At 65.2% G+C, this 17,628-nt stretch carries 19 protein-coding genes; 9 read left to right on the forward strand and 10 right to left on the reverse strand.

Annotated elements, in window-relative coordinates; all coding sequences use genetic code 11:
* Window positions 1-19: 19 nt before the first annotated feature.
* Complete coding sequence (locus G7079_RS04595) at window positions 20-904, reverse strand: PhzF family phenazine biosynthesis protein (RefSeq protein WP_166055999.1); 885 nt, start codon at window positions 902-904, stop codon at window positions 20-22.
* Window positions 905-932: 28 nt separating this feature from the next.
* Window positions 933-1,799 carry a PhzF family phenazine biosynthesis protein gene (locus tag G7079_RS04600; protein ID WP_166056001.1) on the reverse strand — a complete coding sequence of 289 codons (867 nt, stop codon included), beginning with the start codon at window positions 1,797-1,799 and terminating at the stop codon, window positions 933-935.
* Between the two features lie 95 nt (window positions 1,800-1,894).
* Here G7079_RS04600 and G7079_RS04605 point away from each other — a divergent pair, with 95 nt between their 5' ends.
* From G7079_RS04605 to G7079_RS04620, 4 genes are all read left to right on the forward strand, one after another.
* Window positions 1,895-4,543 carry a bifunctional aspartate kinase/diaminopimelate decarboxylase gene (locus tag G7079_RS04605; RefSeq protein ID WP_166056003.1) on the forward strand — a complete coding sequence of 883 codons (2,649 nt, stop codon included), beginning with the start codon at window positions 1,895-1,897 and terminating at the stop codon, window positions 4,541-4,543.
* Window positions 4,540-5,901 carry a UDP-N-acetyl-alpha-D-muramoyl-L-alanyl-L-glutamate epimerase gene (gene murL / locus G7079_RS04610; RefSeq protein ID WP_166056005.1) on the forward strand — a complete coding sequence of 454 codons (1,362 nt, stop codon included), beginning with the start codon at window positions 4,540-4,542 and terminating at the stop codon, window positions 5,899-5,901. The genes G7079_RS04605 and murL overlap by 4 nt, the downstream gene beginning before the upstream one ends.
* Window positions 5,882-7,291, forward strand: coding sequence for a UDP-N-acetylmuramoyl-L-alanine--D-glutamate ligase (gene murD, locus G7079_RS04615; RefSeq protein WP_240906240.1), 1,410 nt, complete (start codon window positions 5,882-5,884; stop codon window positions 7,289-7,291). Before murL ends, murD begins: the two co-directional genes overlap by 20 nt.
* Before the next feature lie 61 nt (window positions 7,292-7,352).
* Window positions 7,353-8,135 carry a dienelactone hydrolase family protein gene (locus G7079_RS04620; protein ID WP_166056009.1) on the forward strand — a complete coding sequence of 261 codons (783 nt, stop codon included), beginning with the start codon at window positions 7,353-7,355 and terminating at the stop codon, window positions 8,133-8,135.
* A 7-nt stretch (window positions 8,136-8,142) separates the two neighbouring features.
* Here G7079_RS04620 and G7079_RS04625 read toward each other — a convergent pair whose 3' ends face one another.
* Window positions 8,143-9,144, reverse strand: coding sequence for a polyprenyl synthetase family protein (locus G7079_RS04625; RefSeq protein WP_166056011.1), 1,002 nt, complete (start codon window positions 9,142-9,144; stop codon window positions 8,143-8,145).
* Window positions 9,145-9,314: 170 nt separating this feature from the next.
* Here G7079_RS04625 and ssb point away from each other — a divergent pair, with 170 nt between their 5' ends.
* The 5 genes from ssb to rfbD are packed head-to-tail and all read left to right on the forward strand — an operon-like array spanning window position 9,315 to window position 13,257.
* Window positions 9,315-9,824 carry a single-stranded DNA-binding protein gene (gene ssb / locus G7079_RS04630; protein WP_166056013.1) on the forward strand — a complete coding sequence of 170 codons (510 nt, stop codon included), beginning with the start codon at window positions 9,315-9,317 and terminating at the stop codon, window positions 9,822-9,824.
* Window positions 9,825-9,849: 25 nt separating this feature from the next.
* The gene (gene rfbB / locus G7079_RS04635; RefSeq protein WP_166056015.1) at window positions 9,850-10,905 is read left to right on the forward strand and encodes a dTDP-glucose 4,6-dehydratase; all 1,056 of its coding nucleotides are present in this window, start codon (window positions 9,850-9,852) and stop codon (window positions 10,903-10,905) included.
* Window positions 10,902-11,795, forward strand: a complete 894-nt coding sequence (gene rfbA / locus G7079_RS04640; protein ID WP_166056017.1) for a glucose-1-phosphate thymidylyltransferase RfbA — start codon at window positions 10,902-10,904, stop codon at window positions 11,793-11,795. The genes rfbB and rfbA overlap by 4 nt, the downstream gene beginning before the upstream one ends.
* Window positions 11,792-12,355, forward strand: coding sequence for a dTDP-4-dehydrorhamnose 3,5-epimerase (gene rfbC / locus G7079_RS04645; RefSeq protein ID WP_166056019.1), 564 nt, complete (start codon window positions 11,792-11,794; stop codon window positions 12,353-12,355). The genes rfbA and rfbC overlap by 4 nt, the downstream gene beginning before the upstream one ends.
* A complete protein-coding gene (gene rfbD, locus G7079_RS04650) occupies window positions 12,355-13,257 on the forward strand; it encodes a dTDP-4-dehydrorhamnose reductase (RefSeq protein ID WP_166056022.1) in 903 nt (300 codons plus the stop codon). The genes rfbC and rfbD overlap by 1 nt, the downstream gene beginning before the upstream one ends.
* 52 nt (window positions 13,258-13,309) lie before the next feature.
* On the opposite strand, the gene G7079_RS04655 is transcribed toward rfbD, so the two are convergent.
* From G7079_RS04655 to G7079_RS04685, 7 genes are read right to left on the reverse strand one after another with little or no spacing between them, the layout of a single operon-like run.
* The gene (locus G7079_RS04655; protein ID WP_166057836.1) at window positions 13,310-14,116 is read right to left on the reverse strand and encodes a M15 family metallopeptidase; all 807 of its coding nucleotides are present in this window, start codon (window positions 14,114-14,116) and stop codon (window positions 13,310-13,312) included.
* Between the two features lie 34 nt (window positions 14,117-14,150).
* A complete protein-coding gene (locus G7079_RS04660) occupies window positions 14,151-14,336 on the reverse strand; it encodes a hypothetical protein (RefSeq protein WP_166056024.1) in 186 nt (61 codons plus the stop codon).
* Between the two features lie 24 nt (window positions 14,337-14,360).
* Entirely contained in the window at window positions 14,361-14,897 is a 537-nt protein-coding gene (locus G7079_RS04665; protein WP_166056025.1) for a hypothetical protein, read from the reverse strand.
* Window positions 14,898-14,900: 3 nt separating this feature from the next.
* Complete coding sequence (locus G7079_RS04670; RefSeq protein WP_240906241.1) at window positions 14,901-16,292, reverse strand: alpha/beta fold hydrolase; 1,392 nt, start codon at window positions 16,290-16,292, stop codon at window positions 14,901-14,903.
* A gap of 1 nt (window position 16,293) precedes the next feature.
* The gene (locus G7079_RS04675) at window positions 16,294-16,476 is read right to left on the reverse strand and encodes a DUF4177 domain-containing protein (RefSeq protein WP_166056027.1); all 183 of its coding nucleotides are present in this window, start codon (window positions 16,474-16,476) and stop codon (window positions 16,294-16,296) included.
* Window positions 16,473-16,658, reverse strand: a complete 186-nt coding sequence (locus tag G7079_RS04680; RefSeq protein ID WP_166056029.1) for an Arc family DNA binding domain-containing protein — start codon at window positions 16,656-16,658, stop codon at window positions 16,473-16,475. Before G7079_RS04680 ends, G7079_RS04675 begins: the two co-directional genes overlap by 4 nt.
* Window positions 16,659-16,672: 14 nt before the next feature.
* On the reverse strand, window positions 16,673-17,536 hold the full coding sequence (locus G7079_RS04685) for an SPFH domain-containing protein (protein WP_166056030.1): 864 nt from the start codon (window positions 17,534-17,536) through the stop codon (window positions 16,673-16,675).
* Between the last annotated feature and the right edge of the window lie 92 nt (window positions 17,537-17,628).

Raw genomic sequence — 17,628 nt, forward strand, 5'->3', positions numbered from 1 at the left:
CGCCTGCCGAATCATCTCGTCATCCAGGCCAATCCAACATGCCGGTCACCACAGCGACCGCACGTCCACCCGACCACACATCGCCATCGGCATCGATGCTGAGTTCGATGATCGCGTCATGCCCGACTTCGCGGCCCTGGCTGACCCGGTAGAAGCTGCCCGGAAGATCGGGCAGGGCATCGCGTTCGGCCAGCCAGGCGGCCAGCGTCGCATTGGCCGCGCCGGAGGCCGCGTCTTCGAACTGCGCCGGCGCACCGACGAAGGCGCGTACCGCGTAGTAATAGACCGGATCGTCGCTGCGCGCGTAGGCGAACAGGCCCATGCTTTCGGTGGCATTGGCCAACGCGACGATGGCGTTCCAGTTCGGGGTCGCCTCGCGAAGTTCGGTTTCGTTGGCCAGTTCGGCCAACCACCAGCGGCGGCCGCCGTCCATCAACACCGGCGGCAGTGCGCCCAGTTTCAATCCGGCCAGGGCATCACGCAATCGCGGATCGTCTGGCGTCGCGATCTCCTGCACTCGTGCACGCGGCGTGCGCACGGCGATGGTGCGTTCGCTGCCTTCGCCACTCACTTTCAACGGCAACTTGCCGGCGATGCCGTCCTGCACCAGGAACCCGTCGCGCGGCGCGACCAGCCCCGCATCGAGCACGGCATGTGCGGTGCCCACGCTGGGATGGCCGGCGAACGGCACTTCGCGTCGCGGGCTGAAAATGCGGATGCGGTAGCTGGCATCGTCGGACACGGCCGGGAACACGAAGGTGGTTTCCGGCAGCCGCGTCCACTTGGCGATGGCCTGCATCTGCGCATCGTCCAGGCCTTCGGCATCCAGCACCACCGCCAGCGGATTGCCGGCACCGGCGCGCGAGGCGAACACATCGAGTTGCACGTAGCGGCGCTGGTTCATGGGCATGCCGGTGTGAGGGGCGGGCAGCTTACCAATCCAGTGTGCCTTCGATGACCTGTTGCACCTCGCCGCCGATCCACACCTCGCCGTCGGCATCGACCTGCAGCGTGACCTTGCCGTCGCGGCCGAGTTCGCGGCCTTGGCTCGCGATATAGCCACCGTCGGAGCCGGGTAGTCGCCCTTCGCGATGCAGGCGTGCTGCGATCAGCGCATTGGCGCTGCCGGTCACCGGATCTTCCGGCACGTTCACCGCATCGCCCGGGCAGAACGCACGCACGGCCAGCTGGTGATCCTGCGATGGCTCGAAGGCGAACACGGCGACGCCCGTCGCTGCAGTCGCATTCGTCCACGCCGTGATCGCACCGAAATCGGGCTGCAGGCGGCGCAGATCTTCGGCGGAAGCGGCTTCGAGCAGCCACCACGATGGGCCGTTGTTCCACAGTTCGATGGGCTGGTCGCTGTGCGCGATGGCGGTCAGTCCGGCAGGAACCGAACCCGGCGCGGCATCGAGCAAACGCCCGCGCGGACTGCGCAGACTGATGTTTGGTCGCTGCGGGTCGCCGTGCACGTCGGCCGGCAACAGGCCGGCTTCGCACTGCTGGATCAGGCGGCCATCGCGCGGCGTGGCCAGCCCATGGGTCGCCGCCAGCCACGCGGCACCCACGCTGGGATGGCCGGCGAAGGGCAGCTCGGTACCGGGGGTGAAGATGCGGATGCGGTAATCAGCACCGGCATCGGGCGGCAGGAAGAAGATGGTTTCCGAGAGGTTGAGCCAGGCGGCCAGCGCCTGCATCGCGGCGCTGTCCATGCCTTCGGCATCGAGCACCGCCCCGAGCGGATTGCCGGTGCCGGGCCGGGATGCGAAGACATCCAGTTGCACATAACGTCTTGGCATTGAAGTGGCGCCCGGCGTGGCCCTGTGGCCCGCTAGAATGCACCACTGTCCGCGCAGCGGGCATTCCCCACCTCATTCCCATTCCGAAAGGGCTTATGTCCATCGCCACCGCGTCCGACGCCTCCGCTTCCGCCCAGCCCACGCCTGCCGAGCGCTGGCTGGTGCTGAAATTCGGCGGAACCTCGGTGTCCAAACGCGAGCGTTGGGACACCATCGGTCGCCTGGCCGACGAACGCGCGAGCATCGAGAACGCCCGCGTCCTGGTGGTGGTGTCGGCGCTGTCCGGCGTCACCAACGAATTGCAGGCGATCGCCAATGGCGAGGACATCGGCGGCCGTATCGCCGCGCTGGTTGCGCGTCATCGCAGTTTTTGCGCGGATGAACTCGGCGTCGATCCGGATGCCGCCCTCGGCGAACGCCTGCGCGCGCTGGAAGCGCTGCGCGACGATCCACGTGCCGCGACACGTGCGCTGGACTGGCAGGCCGAGGTGCTGGGGCAGGGCGAGCTGCTGTCGTCCTCGCTTGGTGCCGCTTACCTGCGTGCGCAGGGACTGGATTTCGGCTGGTGCGATGCGCGCGAATGGCTGGATGCTGTCTCGCTGCCCAATGCCAGCGAGTGGGCGCAGCGCCTCTCGGTCAATTGCCGCTTCGATGCCGATGCCGCGATGCGTGCACGTTTTGCCGCGCAACCCGCGCGCCTGCTGCTGACCCAGGGCTTCATCGCACGGCATGCCGATGGCGGCACCGCGATCCTCGGTCGCGGCGGTTCGGATACCTCTGCGGCGTATTTCGGCGCCTTGCTCGGTGCGCAACGCGTCGAAATCTGGACGGATGTGCCCGGCATGTTCAGCGCCAATCCGCGCGAGGTGCCGGATGCACGCCTGCTGACCCGGCTGGACTATGCCGAAGCACAGGAAATCGCCACCACCGGCGCCAAGGTGCTGCACCCGCGTTCGATCAAGCCCTGCCGCGATGTCGGCGTGCCGATGCGCATCCTCGACACCAGCCGTCCGCAACTGCCGGGCACGCGAATCGAAGGCAGCGTGGCCGCAGTGCCGGGCGTCAAGGCGATCAGCCGCCGCAACGGCATCGTGCTGGTGTCGATGGAAAGCATCGGCATGTGGCAGGAGGTCGGCTTCCTGGCCGATGTGTTCGAGCGCTTCAAGCGTCACGGCCTGTCGGTCGACTTGATCGGTTCCTCGGAAACCAACGTCACCGTCTCGCTGGATCCGTCGGAAAACCTGGTGAGCACCGACGTGCTCGGCCGCCTCTCCGAAGACCTGGCGCAGGTCTGCCGGGTCAAGGTGATCGTGCCCTGCGCGGCGATCACCCTGGTCGGGCGCGGCATGCGTTCGCTGCTGCACAAATTGTCCGAAGTCTGGGAGATGTTCGGGCGCGAACGCGTGCACCTGATCTCGCAGTCGTCCAACGACCTCAACCTGACCTTCGTGGTGGACGAGGCGGTGGCCGATGGCATGCTGCACAAGCTGCACGCCGAACTGATCGACAGCGGGGCGATGCCGGTCTACGAGACCCAGGTATTCGGCCCACGCTGGCGCGAGATCAACGGCAGCATTCGTCCACGTCCGCCCGCATGGTGGCGCGAGCCGCACGAACGCACGCGCTTGCTCGAACTCGCCCGCCACGGCACGCCGCGTTACGTCTACCACCTGCCCACCGTGCGCGAACGCGCCCGCCAATTGCAGGCGATCGACGCCATCGACCGCCGCTACTACGCGATCAAGGCGAACTCGCATCCGGCGATCCTGCGTGCGCTGGCGGCCGAAGGCTTCGGCCTGGAATGCGTGTCGTCGGGCGAAGTCGAGCGCGTGTTCGAAACGCTGCCCGATTTCGATCCGGCACGCGTGCTGTTCACCCCGAGCTTCGCACCCATCCACGAGTACGAAGCCGCATTGGCACGCGGCATCACCGTGACCGTGGACAGCGTGGAGCTGCTGCAGCGTTGGCCTGAGACGTTCCGCGGCCGCTCGTTATGGCTGCGCATCGACCTGGGCCACGGCGATGGTCATCACGCCAAGGTCAATACCGGCGGCAAGGAATCGAAGTTCGGCCTGTCGGCGCAGCGGGTGGAGGAGTTCGTCGAAGTCGCGCGTGCGCTGGACGTGCGCATTACCGGCGTGCACGCGCACCTGGGCAGCGGCATCGACAACAGCGCGCATTGGAAAGTGATGGTGGACGAGCTGGCCGGCTTCGCGCGGCGGATCGGCAGCGTGGAAGTGATCGACATCGGCGGCGGCCTGCCGATTGCCTACAGCGATGACGATGAACCCTTCGATCTCGATGCCTGGGCGATTGGCCTGTCTGCGATCAAGGCCCTGCATCCGGCGTTCAAGCTGGCGATCGAGCCCGGCCGTTTCCTGGTCGCCGAAGCCGGCGTGCTGCTGGCGCATGCGACGCAAGTGATCGAGAAGGACGGCGTGCAGCGGGTGGGTCTGGATGCCGGCATGAACGCGCTGATCCGGCCCGCGCTGTACGACGCCTGGCACGACATCGTGAACCTGTCGCAGTTGGAGGCCGCCTGCGATGTCGACTTCGACGTGGTCGGCCCGATCTGCGAATCCAGCGACGTGTTCGGCCAACGGGTCAAACTGCCCGCGCAGACCGCGCCGGGCGACGTGATGCTTGTGGCCGATGCCGGCGCGTATGGCTACAGCATGTCCAACGAATACAACCTGCGCGCGTTGCCCGCGGAGGACCTGCTTGAACAAGGTGTGTCTGAATGAATGATTGGGTGTTCCAGCGCGATGCGATCCGCACGTTCCGTTTCGTGCGCTGCGGTTTCGATGCGCAGACCGGTATCGCGCAATTGGTGTATGCCTTCGATGACAGCCCGGAGCTGATCGAAACCGTCAGCGTGCCCGGTGCGCCGTTCGAATTGGACGATGTGCGCGCGGCGGCGGCGGAGCAGGCATTGCGCCTGCTGCACCTGATCGCGGGCGTGAGTTACTACAAGGCGGCGGTGCCGGAAGAGATCCGCATCGAGTGGTATGCCATCGATGCCGATACCGCGGCCTTCCTTGAAACCGTTTATCTCAATGGACTCGGCGAATTCGCCTATCGCAACGGACTCAACCTGCACGGCCGGATCAAGTTCCCTGTTGGCGCGGCTGAACGTGCACCAGCACCTGCCTTGGGCCTGCGCGAACATGCGCTGGTCGCCATCGGCGGCGGCAAGGATTCACTGGTCAGCATCGAGGCGCTGCGCAGTGCGGGTGTCGAACAGACGGTGACCTGGATCGGCGGCTCGCAATTGATCGCCGCCTGCGCGGCGCATACCGGCTTGCCCACGCTCAACCTCGGCCGCCAGTTGTCGTCGCTGTTGTTCGAGTACAACCGCCAGGGCGCGTGGAACGGCCACATCCCGGTGACTGCGGTGAACTCCGCGATCATGGCGTTCGCGGCGGTGCTTCTGGGCGTGGATCAGGTGGTGTTCTCCAACGAGCGCTCCGCAAGCTATGGCTCGATCATCCCGGGCACCGGCGAAGTGAACCACCAGTGGTCGAAGGGCTGGGCATTCGAATCCGCGCTGGGCAATTGGTTGCAGATGCATGTCGCCGCCGACCTGCATTACTACTCGCTGCTGCGGCCGATGAGCGAGTTGGCGGTGGCGCGGCAGTTCGCCAAGGTCAGCCGCTACGACGCGCATTTCTCCAGCTGCAACCGCAACTTCCACATCCTCGGCGAACGCCCGACCAGTCGCTGGTGCGGGGTCTGCCCGAAGTGCCATTTCGTGTTCCTGGCGCTGGCACCGTTCATGCCGAAGACCCGCCTGGTCGGCATCATCGGCCGCAACCTGCTGGACGATATCGACCAGACCGCGGGCTTCGACGCCTTGCTGGAATACCAGGATCACAAGCCGTTCGAGTGCGTGGGCGAGGGCCGCGAATCGCGCGCAGCGATGGCCGCATTGGCCGAACGCCCCGAGTGGCGCGAAGACGCATTGGTCGAACGCTTCCGTCGCGAGATCGCGCCGCAGCTCGATACTTCCGAATTGCGCGTCGAACCCTTGCTGGTGATCGATGACGAGCACCGCATCCCGCCTGCGCTGTGGCAGAAGTTGCGTGCCCAGTTTGCCGCTTGATTTTGCATCGCTTGCTGACAAGCGCATCGCCCTGTGGGGTTGGGGCCGCGAAGGCCGTGCTGCCTACAACGCATTGCGCACGCGCATGCCGCAGCAAGCACTGACCCTGTTTTGCAGCGACGCCGAAGCCGCCGATGCGGCGGCCTTCGGCGATGCGCTGCTCGCCATCGAACACGAGGTCAGCGGCGAGCACCTCGCGGCCTTCGACATCGTGGTGAAGTCGCCCGGCATCAGCCCCAACAAGCCGGAAGCGTTGTTCGCTACGGAGCGTGGCACGCGCTTCATCGGCGGCACCGCGCTGTGGTTCGGCGAACATGCGAACGACGGCACCATGGCGCGCACGCTGTGCGTGACCGGTACCAAGGGCAAGAGCACCACCTCATCGCTACTCGCGCATCTGCTGCGTGCGGCGGGGCTGCGCACCGCGCTGGCCGGCAATATCGGCTTGCCGTTGCTGGAACTGATCGATGAAACAGCGGACGCGTGGGCGGTCGAACTGTCGAGCTACCAAACGCGCGATGTAGCGGTGTCCAGTGCGCGACCCGCCGTCGCCATCGTCACCAATCTGTTCCCGGAACACCTGGACTGGCACGGCAGCGAAGCGCGTTACATCGAGGACAAACTGGCGCTGGTGACCGAAGCCAGGCCGCATATCGCCGTGCTCAATGCCGCCGATCCACGCTTGGCTGCGCTGCAATTGCCGGATAGCGAAATCCGCTGGTACGGCGATGCGCGTGGCTGGCATTTGCGCGGTGATGCGCTGCATCGCGGCGATGCCTTCGTGATGGATACGGCTTCGCTACCGCTGCCGGGCCGGCACAACCGCAGCAACCTGTGCGCGGTGCTGACCGCGCTGGAAGCGTTCGGGTTGGACGCGATGGTATTGGCACCGCACGCAGCGACGTTCCAGCCATTGCCGAATCGCCTACAGCCGATGGGCACCCGCGACGGATACCTGTACGTCAACGATTCGATCAGCACCACGCCGCATGCGACGTTGGCGGCACTGGAGCTTTATCGTGATCGGCCGGTGGCGGTGCTGGTTGGTGGTCATGATCGCGGCCTGCCGTGGGACGAGTTCACCGAAGCGATGCGTACGCAGGCGCCGCGCGCGATCGTGACCATGGGCCAGAACGGGCCGCGCATCCATGCGTTGCTGGAACCCATCGCCGCGGCTGCGGGTTTCTCGCTGCAACCGGCGGACGATCTTGCCGAGGCTATGGACAAGGCGCGCGCGGCGCTGCCCGAAGGCGGCGTGATCCTGTTGTCGCCTGGCGCGCCAAGCTTCGGTTCCTACAAGGATTACGTAGCGCGTGGCCGGCATTTCGCGCAGCTGGCCGGCTTCGATCCCGAAGCGATTTCGGGTATCGCAGGCATGGGAATTGCCTGAAGTTCACGCCCATTCAACCTGCGCTGCGTAGCGTAGGGGCATTGCTTCTGAGGAGATCGTCATGCGCCGCATCGTGTTCGCCATTGGATTGCTGCTCGCCACCACGCCCGCCTTCGCGAAGATGCAGGCGAAGCCCGTCGAATGGAGCGCGGGCAAGGATCGTTTCAGCGGCTACGTGGTCTATGACGATGCCTCCGAACTGAAGCGTCCGGGTTTGCTGATGGTGCCGGACTGGTATGGGGTGACGCCCGCAGCGCTGGACAAGGCGAAACAGCAGGCCGGTGACGACTACGTGGTGTTCGTGGTCGACATGTATGGCAAGGGCATCCGTCCGGCCGATGACGCCCAGGCCCTGTTGCAGGTGAAGACGCTGTACCCGAAGCCGGCGTTGATGCGCGCGCGGATGCAGGCGGCGCTGGATGCATTCAAGGTGCAAGCGAAGGACGTGCCGCTGGATGCGACCCGGATCGGCGCATTCGGATTCTGCTTCGGCGGTTCATCGGTGCTGGAACTGGCCCGCACCGGCGTGAAACTGGCCGGCATCGTCACCTTCCATGGCGGCTTGCACTCCGAGATGCCCGCCGCCGCGGATTCGATCAAGTCCCCAGTCCTGGTGTTGAACGGCGCGGCCGACGAAAGCCAGAAAGCGGCGATCGTGCCGTTCGAAGAGGAAATGGACCGCGCCGGCGCCGACTGGCAGTTCGTCAACTTCGGTGGCGCGGTGCACTGCTTTGCGCTGGAAACCGCCGACAAGCCCGGCTGCAAATACGATCCGCGCGCGGCACGGCGCGCCTACGCGATGATGCATGCATTTTTTGCCGGGCGATTCGCGATCCGCGAGTGAGCCGCGCTCAGTGGTCGCGGTTGACCGAATACTGGGCAAGGCCGCGCAACGCGGCGACGAACTCGTTGTCGCCAAGACCGGATAGAGAGGCTTCCGCATCCCGCGCGTACTGCAACGCGCGTTCGCGGCTGTAGTCCAGGCTGCCGCAGGCGTGGATCGCGGCCAGCACTTGCGGCAGCGCATCGGTATCGCCCTGTTCGATTGCGTTGCGCAGCACTTCCTGGGTGGCCGCGTCGCTGTGCTGCATGGCGTGGATCAGTGGCAGCGTGGCCTTGCCCTCGGCTAGGTCGTCGCCCAGGTTCTTGCCCAGCGTGGCGGCATCGGACGCATAGTCGAGCACGTCATCGGCGATCTGGAAGGCGTAGCCCAGCGCCATGCCGTAACGGTGCAGCGCATCGCAAGTGGTTGCGTCCGCACCCGCCAGCAGCGCGCCGAGGCGGGTGGCGGCAGCGAACAGCACCGCCGTCTTGCGTTCGATGACGCGCAGGTAGGCGGCTTCGTCGGTGTCCGGATTGCGCACGTGCAGCAGTTGCAGCACCTCGCCTTCGGCAATCGTGTTGGTGGTATCGGCAAGGATGCGCATGACTTCCAAGCGGTCGAGTTCGACCATCAGCTGGAAGCTGCGCGAGTACAGGAAATCGCCGACCAGCACGCTGGCGGCATTGCCCCAGACCGCGTTGGCGGTCTTGCGGCCGCGGCGCAGGTCGGATTCGTCGACCACGTCGTCGTGCAGCAGGGTTGCGGTGTGGATGAATTCGACCACTGCAGCCAGCTGGTGCGCATCCGGCCCGCGATGGCCCAGCGCGCCTGCGGTCAGCAGCAGCAGCATGGGGCGCAGCCGCTTGCCGCCGGCGCCGATGATGTATTCGGCCACCTGGTTGATCAGCACCACGTCGGAGGCCAGCCGCCGGCGGATCAGGGCGTCCATTGCCGCCATCTCGGGCGCGGCCAGGGCCTGGATCGCGGGCAGATCGAGCCCGGGGGCGAGGGAAACGGCGGTCTCTGGCATGGGGCAGGCGGTCAGGGGAATGCCGAATTATAGGCTGTGCGCGATTTCCGGCCCGGGGCGGGGAGTCCCCCGACCTTGCCGTCCGGTGCAATCCGGCTGCCCGCAGGGGCGCTGGTATCATCTACTGCTGGTCGTCCGCTCCGGACGATGCGAAAGAAACGAGGAACGACATGGCACGCGGCGTGAACAAGGTGATCCTGCTCGGCAACCTGGGCAATGACCCGGACGTGAAGTACACCCAGGGCGGCATGGCCATCGCCACGCTCAGCGTGGCCACGACGTACTCGCGCAAGGACAAGGACGGCCAGTTCCAGGAAAAGACCGAGTGGCACCGGGTCAAACTGTTCGGCAAGACCGCGGAAGTCGCCGGCGAATACCTGAAGAAGGGTCGCCAGGTCTATATCGAGGGTCGCATCGAGTACGGCTCCTACGAGAAGGACGGCATCAAGCACTACACCACCGACATCATCGGCGAAGACATGCAGATGCTCGGCGGCGGTGACGGCCAGCGTGGTGGCGGCGAGGGTGGCGGTTACCAGCAGCGCAGCAGCGGCGGTGGTGGCAACTACGGCAGCGGCGGCGATCGCCAGCAGCGCGCTCCGGCGCAGCGCCGAGATCCGGCCCCGGCCAAGCCGGCCAATTTCGACGACGTGCCGTTCGACGACGACATCCCTTTTTGATCGCTCCATGCAAGGAAGCTCAAATATGACGACCTGGTTGGTCACTGGCGGCGCCGGCTTTATTGGCGGTAATTTCGTGCTGCGTGCGGTGGACGACGGCATCAAGGTGGTGAACCTGGATGCGTTGACCTATGCCGGCAACCGCGACACCTTGGCCTCGCTGGAGGGCGATGCGAACCATGCGTTCGTGCATGGCGATATCGGCGACCGTGCGCTGGTCGCGCAGTTGCTGGCCGAGCACCGCCCGGATGCGGTGATCAATTTCGCTGCCGAAAGCCATGTGGATCGTTCCATCGATGGGCCTGCAGCCTTCGTGCAGACGAATGTCGTTGGCACCCTAGGCTTGCTGGAAGCGGTGCGCGACCACTGGAAGTCGCTGGAAGGCGCGGCGAAGGACGCATTCCGCTTCCTGCACGTCTCCACCGACGAGGTGTACGGCACGCTGGGCGAGACCGGCAAGTTCAGCGAGACCACACCTTACGCGCCGAACTCGCCGTATTCGGCATCGAAAGCCGCCTCCGATCACCTGGTGCGCGCGTTCCATCACACCTATGGGCTGCCGGTGCTGACCACCAATTGCAGCAACAACTACGGCCCGTACCACTTTCCGGAAAAGCTCATCCCGCTGGTGATCGCCAAGGCACTGGCCGGCGAACCGTTGCCGGTGTACGGCGACGGCAAGCAGGTGCGCGACTGGCTGTTCGTCAGTGACCACTGCAACGCGATCCGCGCCGTGTTGGCGAAGGGACGCGTGGGCGAGACCTACAACGTTGGCGGTAATGCCGAGATGCAGAACATCGAGGTAGTGCACGCGATTTGCGCGCTGCTTGATCAACGCCGCCCACGCGAAGACGGACGGCCGCGCGCATCGCAGATCAGTTACGTGGCAGATCGCCCCGGACACGACCGTCGTTACGCGATCGACGCCTCGAAACTGCGCGATGAGCTGGGCTGGGAGCCGGAGTACACCTTCGAGCGCGGCATCGCGGAAACCATCGACTGGTATCTCGACAATCAGGCCTGGGTGCAGCGCGTGCTGGATGGCAGCTATCGCCTCGAACGGATCGGGGCCGGCGCATGAGCACGACGCAACGCAAGGGCATCATCCTCGCCGGTGGCTCCGGCACCCGGCTGTATCCGATCACCCAGGCGATCAGCAAGCAGCTGCTGCCGGTGTACGACAAGCCGATGATCTATTACCCGCTCAGCGTGTTGATGCTGGCGGGCATTCGCGAAGTCCTCATCATCAACACCCCGCACGAACAGGCGCTGTTCAAGCATTTGTTGGGTGATGGTTCGCAGTGGGGCATGAAGATCGAATATGCCGCGCAGCCCAGTCCGGACGGCTTGGCACAGGCCTTCCTAATCGGTCGTGACTTCCTTGCCGGCGGCCCGAGTTGCCTAGTGCTTGGCGACAACATCTTCTACGGCCACGGCTTGACCGAACTGCTGCAACGCGCGAACGCGCGCGAGCAGGGCGCCACCGTATTCGGCTACTGGGTGCGCGATCCGGAGCGCTACGGCGTGGCGGAATTCGATGCGTCCGGCAAGGTGGTCGGCCTCGAGGAAAAGCCATCGAAGCCGAAGTCGAACTACGCGGTCACCGGCCTGTATTTCTACGATGGCCGAGCCAGCGATTTTGCTGCGTCACTGAAGCCATCGCCGCGCGGCGAGCTAGAGATCACCGACCTCAACCGCTGCTACCTAGCTGATGGTTCGCTGCAGCTCGAGAAGATGGGTCGCGGCTACGCGTGGCTGGACACCGGTACGCACGAATCGCTGGTCGAGGCATCGACCTACATCGAGACCATCGAGAAGCGGCAGGGGTTGCGCGTGTGCTGCCCGGAGGAGATTGCCTTTCACAACGGCTGGATCGATGCAGGCCGGTTGCGTTCTCTGGCGGCGCCGCTGGCCAAGAACGGTTACGGCCAATATCTGCTAAGCCTGCTGGAGCACGGCCGGGTCGAATGAAGATCATCGAGACAAAACTGTCGGGCTGCGTCGTCATCGAGCCCGCCGTGTTCGGCGACGAGCGCGGCTATTTCTACGAAGGCTGGAATGCCGCGCGCTTCGCGGAGCATCATGGCCTGCCCACCCAATTCGTGCAGCACAACGTCTCACGCTCGCAGCACGGCGTGCTGCGCGGCCTGCATTACCAGTGGCCGGGCAATGTGCAGGGCAAGCTGGTCAGTGTGCTGGAGGGCGAGGTGTACGACGTGGCTGTCGATATCCGCCGCGGCTCGCCGACCTTCGGCCGGCATGCGGCGGCAATCCTGAGTGCGGACAACAAGCGCCATTTCTGGATCCCGGAAGGCTTCGCCCACGGCTTCCTGGTGCTGAGCGACACAGCCACTTTCACCTACCTGTGCACCGCGCCCTACGACCGCGACAGCGACAACTCGTTGCGCTGGGACGACCCGCAGTTGGCCGTCGACTGGCCGCTGGCGGAAGTCTCGTTGTCGCCGAAGGATGCCACTGCGCCGTTGCTGGCAGACATGCCCGCCGAACGCCTGCCGCTCTACGTCGCGTAGTGAAGATCCTGTTGCTCGGCGGCAATGGGCAGGTCGGCCGCGAGTTGCGGTGCAGCCTCGCGCCGCTCGGCGAGTTGGTTGTCGCCACGCGTGAAGGCAGCAATGCGGATGCAATCGCGGATTTCGATGCGCCGGAATCGCTGGTCGCATTGATCGCGCAGTTCGCACCGGATGTGGTGGTGAATGCCGCGGCCTATACGGCTGTCGACAAGGCCGAAACCGACGCCGAAGCCGCGTTCCGCATCAATACCGAAGCGCCTGCGGCAATTGCCAATGCATGCGCAGCATCCGGCGCATTGCTGGTGCATTACTCGACCGATTATGTGTTCGATGGCAGCGCCACGCGACCGTATCGCGAGGACGATGCCACCGCACCGCTTGGCGTATATGGCGCAAGCAAATTGGCGGGCGAAGATGCCATTCGTGCCAGCGGTGCACGCCATGCCATCCTGCGCACGGCTTGGGTGTACGCGGCACACAGCAGGAATTTCCTGCTGACGATGCTCAGGCTGGCGGCGGAGCGCGACGAACTTCGCGTGGTCGCCGACCAGACCGGCGCGCCAACCCCGGCGGTATGGATCGCCGATGCCACGGCGGCGCTGATCCATCATGGTGTCGATCGATCCGGCATCTGGCACCTGACCGCCGGAGGCGAGACCAGTTGGCATTGCTTCGCCGAAGCGATCGTCGATGGCGCGCAGGCGCTCGCGCTGGTTGCGAACAAACCGCGCGTCGTTGCCCTTTCGACAGCGGACTATCCGACGCAGGCGCGGCGCCCCGCGTATTCAGTGCTGGACACGACGCGTTTGCGTCACGATTTCGGCATCGTGCCGCCGGATTGGCGCGAGGGGCTGCAACGCACGTTGGACGAACTGGTGGTTTCCCGTGAGGGGCGCTCCTAGCCGTAGCGCTGGTTGCCGGCCCTTTTTTGTGTGGGCTTTCGTCTCTAGGACATCATGCGGCGGAAAATCGCCAATGCCACGGTTCGTAGACGATGCCGTGCGGGTTGTCGCGCGGGTAGCTCATTTCGAAGCCGAATTCGTCGGCATGCGTGCGCAACCAGGCGAATGCAGGCGTGTCCTCGAAGTTTTCCTCGGCTGGCGGTTCTTCCGGGGTGCCGATATCCAGTGCCAGCCCCGAATGGTGTTCGCTGAAGCCGGGTGCGGCGTTGACCGCAAGGATCTCCGCGACCGATAGACCGCGGGCGCGCTTCCTGTCGAAGATGCCCAGCTGGTAGTCGTGGCTGCGATAGCCGGAGATCGCTTCCAGCACCACGTCATCGTGCATCGCGTGGTCGCGCATGCGCAGCCAGGCACGTGCGGCATCCACCTGCAGCCAGAGTGGCCGTCGATAGCGGTCGAAGCCGGCGAATGCCAGCCAGTCCGGTTCCGCGACCAGCTGCAGCCCGGTACGTTCGGCATAGGCGGCTTCGTCGAGTCCGAGCGTATCCAGGCGTTCATGCAGACGATGCAGCGGCAGTTCGCCGACGTGCTCAAGCCCGCTGCGTGCGTGCAACGGCCATGCGTCGAGCGTATCCAGCGCGGCGTCCAGGCCAGGCTCCCTGCGCAGGTTCGGCACCAGCGGCAGCAAACCCTCGGTCAGGTCGGCGGCCAGGTAGGCGCCATCGCGCTTGCGTCGCAGCACGCGCCGGGCGCGCGACAGGGCACGGGCATCGTGGTTGCCGCGCGCGCGCAGCAGACCGGCCGGCCAGAGTTCGATCTCCGGGGTGTTGAGTAGCGCAAGCTTCAGCGGAATCGGCAGTGGCATGCGTGCAGCTTAGCGCAGGTGCATCGGCTCACATCCGCCCTTCGCGCCACAACATGACGGCAAGCAGGCCGGCCAGCACGGCGAACACTGCGCTGGTCCAGGTCGGCACGGAATAACCGTCGATGTTCACCGGCCAGCCGGACAGGACGCGGACTGCCTGCAGTACGGCGACCGCGGCGAGTAGCAGGGCGGCGATCCTGGTGAATGGTTTCATCGCGGCACCTTACTCGTTGCGCGGTCAGTCGGCACGCAATGCGTCCAGCATGGCTTGCGGTTGCGCGAGGCTGAGCAGCAATTGCGACGTTCCGTTGCGTTCCGGCAACCACAGCACGCGGTGGCGGTCGGTGAGCAGGCAGAACGCCTTGCCGAATTTATGGCGAAGTCGGAAGTTGCCGGCATCGAAGCCGATGATCGACATGCCGCCGGTCTTGAGCACGGGGCGCAACTCGGTACGTTCGCGGAGGTCGACGACACGCGCGTTTGCCAGATCCAGTTCGGATACGGCGACCCGATGGCGGAACAAGGCGGCGCGCACGTCCAGCACGCCATCGCGCAACTCCACCGAGCGGCGCTTCATCGCCAACAGGAGCAGGGCCAGCACCAGTGGGACGATCACCAGCGCCGTGGCCACGCCTGACAACTGCGCCTGTTGGCCGGAAAACCAGAGCGCACCAATGATGCCAAGCGGCAGCACACCGCCCAGCGCGACCAACAGCATCCACGCATGCGCCGGCGGCGGACTGACGGCGAAGCTTTGCGATGCCCGTGTCTTCATGACTCAGTGCGCCTTGATCCAGACGGCCACGTCGTCGATCAATTGCGGATCGACATGGCCCGGTGCGTTGTATTCGGCCAGGTTGCCGTCGCCTTCACCGGCGATGCCGAGGTGGTTGAGCTTGTCGTACAGCTTGAACGCGACCTTGGGATTGTCGTGGAACGCACCGCGCCAGCGGCCCCAGTCGGCATCGACCACCTGGATGTCGCGTGCGCCCTGCAGCACCAGCATCGGCAGCGCCACCGACTGCGACTCGGCAACCGCATCCACCGCGTCGATGCTGCGCCAGTAGCCAACTGCCTGGCCCAGCACGGTCTTGGTGGCGGGATCGGTGAGTGGATCACGGGTGATGCGTACCTGGTCGATGATCTGGTTGATCGCGTCGCGTTCCACGTCGCTAGTCTTGCCGTCGTCCAGCACCGCCATCCGCCGGTTCTGTTCGATCACGATGTCCAGCAATGGTCGCGCTGGTGCCGCCAGCAACACGAGGCCGGCGACATGCCCGGACACCGCGGCGATGCGCGGCGCCATCATCCCACCCTGGCTGTGGCCGAGCACGAACACGCGCTTGCCGTCGATGCCTTCGGCCTTGCGCAGCGCATCCACCGCGAGCACCGCATCGTTGGTGGTTTCGTCGTCGATGCCGAACGCACCACCGGAGAAATCCTGCGGGCGTGCCTTGCTGCGCTTCTCGTAGCGCAGCACCGCGATGCCCTGCGCGGCCAGGCCACGGGCGATGTCGAGGAAGGGCTTGTTCGGGCCGATGGTTTCGTCGCGATCATGCGGGCCGGAGCCGTGCACCAGCACGACTGCAGGGAATGGTCCGCCGCCCTTGGGCATTGCCAGCGTGCCGGGCAGGGCGCGTTCGCCTTCACCAACGCTGAAATCGCGTTCGCTGAAATTCGCGTCATCGGCAACCGGCGCAACGGCCGCAGGCGTTTCCGCCGGCTGGATCAGGAAGCCAACGATCTTGCCATCCGCGTTGATCGCCAGCTTCGCCACCAGTTCGGCCTTGGCGTAGTGAAGCGGCGTTTTCACCAGCGTCGCTTCGCCCTGCTGCATCGTTGCGGCTTCGCCGCGGCCCTTCGCTTCGCCTGCTTGCGCGGGCAGCGATTCCCATACTGCTTTCAGCTTGTCGGCGGGAACGGCCTTTGCCATCTCGGCACCGAACATCGCCTCGGCCTGCGCGTATTCGCCGGCATCCAGATGATCAAGCAGGCGGGTGGCGATGCGTGCACCGTCGATGGATGCGTCCTGCGCGGCAACGCGGCCGGACAGCAGCAGTCCCATGCCAAGCATCAGCAGCAAAGCGGAGGCCAGTAGCACGCGCAGGCCGTTATGCGAAGCGTGTTGCGTGCTGAAGCGGCGTTCAAGCAAGTGGATGAGGTGCAACATCTCAGGCCTCCTTCTTGAAGATCAGCGTGGGCGAAGACACGGTGGGCGTAGCATGCAGGATATTGACCAACTCCCAGCCAGCGCGGCCCTGCTTGTCAAGTTCTTCCTGCAGGGCTTCGAGCTTGAAGCCGCCCATCAGGCCGGTCTTCAGCTCCACCACCAGATAGTTCCAACGGTTGCTCATTTCGATTCCTCGTTGTCTTTTCCTGCGGCTATCTTCGGCAGCCGCCCGGCCTTGCGCAGCGACTCGCGCAGCACATACTCGATCTGCGCGTTGAGGCTGCGGAGTTCATCGTCGGCCCAGCGCTGCGCTGCCGCCAGGACTTCGGCGTTGATGCGCAGCGGATAGGCCTTCTTCTCGCTCACGGTCGGCGCCGGGCTCAGTACAGCGTGCCGGCGTTGACGATCGGCTGGGTGCTGCGCTCGCCGCAGAGCACGACCAGCAGGTTGCTGACCATCTGCGCCTTGCGCTCTTCATCCAGTTGGACGACGCCGTTTTTCTGCAGTTCGGCCAGTGCCATCTCGACCATGCCGACCGCGCCGGCGACGATGCGGGTGCGCGCGGCGATGATCGCGTTCGCCTGCTGGCGCTGCAGCATGGCCTGGGCGATTTCCGGCGCGTAGGCGAGATGGGTGATGCGCGCGTCGAGGATGCTGACACCGGCGTCTGCCAGGCGCTCGGCTAATTCGTCCTTGAGGTGCTGGCTGATCTCGGAAGCGTGGCTGCGCAGTGCGACCTGGCCGTCCTCATGCTGGTCGTAGGGATAGCTGGTGGCCATCGTGCGCAGCGCGGATTCGGACTGGATATGGACGAAGCTCTCGTAGTCGTCGACGTTGTAGACGGCTTCGGCCGAGTCCACCACTTGCCACACGATCACCGCGGCGATCTCGATCGGGCTGCCGTCCAGTTCGTTGACCTTGAGCTTGCTGCTCTCGAAATTGCGTACGCGCTGGCTGACCTTTTTCTTGGCGAAGAAGGGGTTGTTCCAGCGCAGGCCGTTGTCCTTGACCGTGCCCACATACTTGCCGAACAAGCTGATCACCGCAGACTGGTTGGGTTCGATCATGTACAGACCCAGCAGGCAGAACGCGGCGATGGCACCCAGCACGATGCCGGCGACGACCTGCGTCGGCGATCCGATCTTCACGCCGGAAATCGTCATCCACCCGCAGATGGCGATTGCGGCGAACAAGGCCAACAACATGGGGATGCCGGGAAGGGAGCGGATGGGGGTTTCTTTCATGGCGATTCTCGGAACTGCCCGGAATGGGCGTGCGAGATATTGATATCAAAATGATATCGATTTGCCAAGCGTGATCCGACGGGCGGCCGACA

The sequence above is a fragment of the Thermomonas sp. HDW16 genome (genome assembly GCF_011302915.1).
GTDB lineage: Bacteria > Pseudomonadota > Gammaproteobacteria > Xanthomonadales > Xanthomonadaceae > Thermomonas.

Coding starts and splice junctions, on each gene's coding strand:
- G7079_RS04595 (WP_166055999.1), bottom strand. CDS start 904: ATGAACCAGCGCCGCTACGTGCAACTCGATGTGTTCGCCTCGCGCGCC.
- G7079_RS04600 (WP_166056001.1), bottom strand. CDS start 1,799: ATGCCAAGACGTTATGTGCAACTGGATGTCTTCGCATCCCGGCCCGGC.
- G7079_RS04605 (WP_166056003.1), top strand. CDS start 1,895: ATGTCCATCGCCACCGCGTCCGACGCCTCCGCTTCCGCCCAGCCCACG.
- murL (WP_166056005.1), top strand. CDS start 4,540: ATGAATGATTGGGTGTTCCAGCGCGATGCGATCCGCACGTTCCGTTTC.
- G7079_RS04620 (WP_166056009.1), top strand. CDS start 7,353: ATGCGCCGCATCGTGTTCGCCATTGGATTGCTGCTCGCCACCACGCCC.
- G7079_RS04625 (WP_166056011.1), bottom strand. CDS start 9,144: ATGCCAGAGACCGCCGTTTCCCTCGCCCCCGGGCTCGATCTGCCCGCG.
- ssb (WP_166056013.1), top strand. CDS start 9,315: ATGGCACGCGGCGTGAACAAGGTGATCCTGCTCGGCAACCTGGGCAAT.
- rfbB (WP_166056015.1), top strand. CDS start 9,850: ATGACGACCTGGTTGGTCACTGGCGGCGCCGGCTTTATTGGCGGTAAT.
- rfbA (WP_166056017.1), top strand. CDS start 10,902: ATGAGCACGACGCAACGCAAGGGCATCATCCTCGCCGGTGGCTCCGGC.
- rfbC (WP_166056019.1), top strand. CDS start 11,792: ATGAAGATCATCGAGACAAAACTGTCGGGCTGCGTCGTCATCGAGCCC.
- G7079_RS04660 (WP_166056024.1), bottom strand. CDS start 14,336: ATGAAACCATTCACCAGGATCGCCGCCCTGCTACTCGCCGCGGTCGCC.
- G7079_RS04665 (WP_166056025.1), bottom strand. CDS start 14,897: ATGAAGACACGGGCATCGCAAAGCTTCGCCGTCAGTCCGCCGCCGGCG.
- G7079_RS04670 (WP_240906241.1), bottom strand. CDS start 16,292: ATGTTGCACCTCATCCACTTGCTTGAACGCCGCTTCAGCACGCAACAC.
- G7079_RS04675 (WP_166056027.1), bottom strand. CDS start 16,476: ATGAGCAACCGTTGGAACTATCTGGTGGTGGAGCTGAAGACCGGCCTG.
- G7079_RS04685 (WP_166056030.1), bottom strand. CDS start 17,536: ATGAAAGAAACCCCCATCCGCTCCCTTCCCGGCATCCCCATGTTGTTG.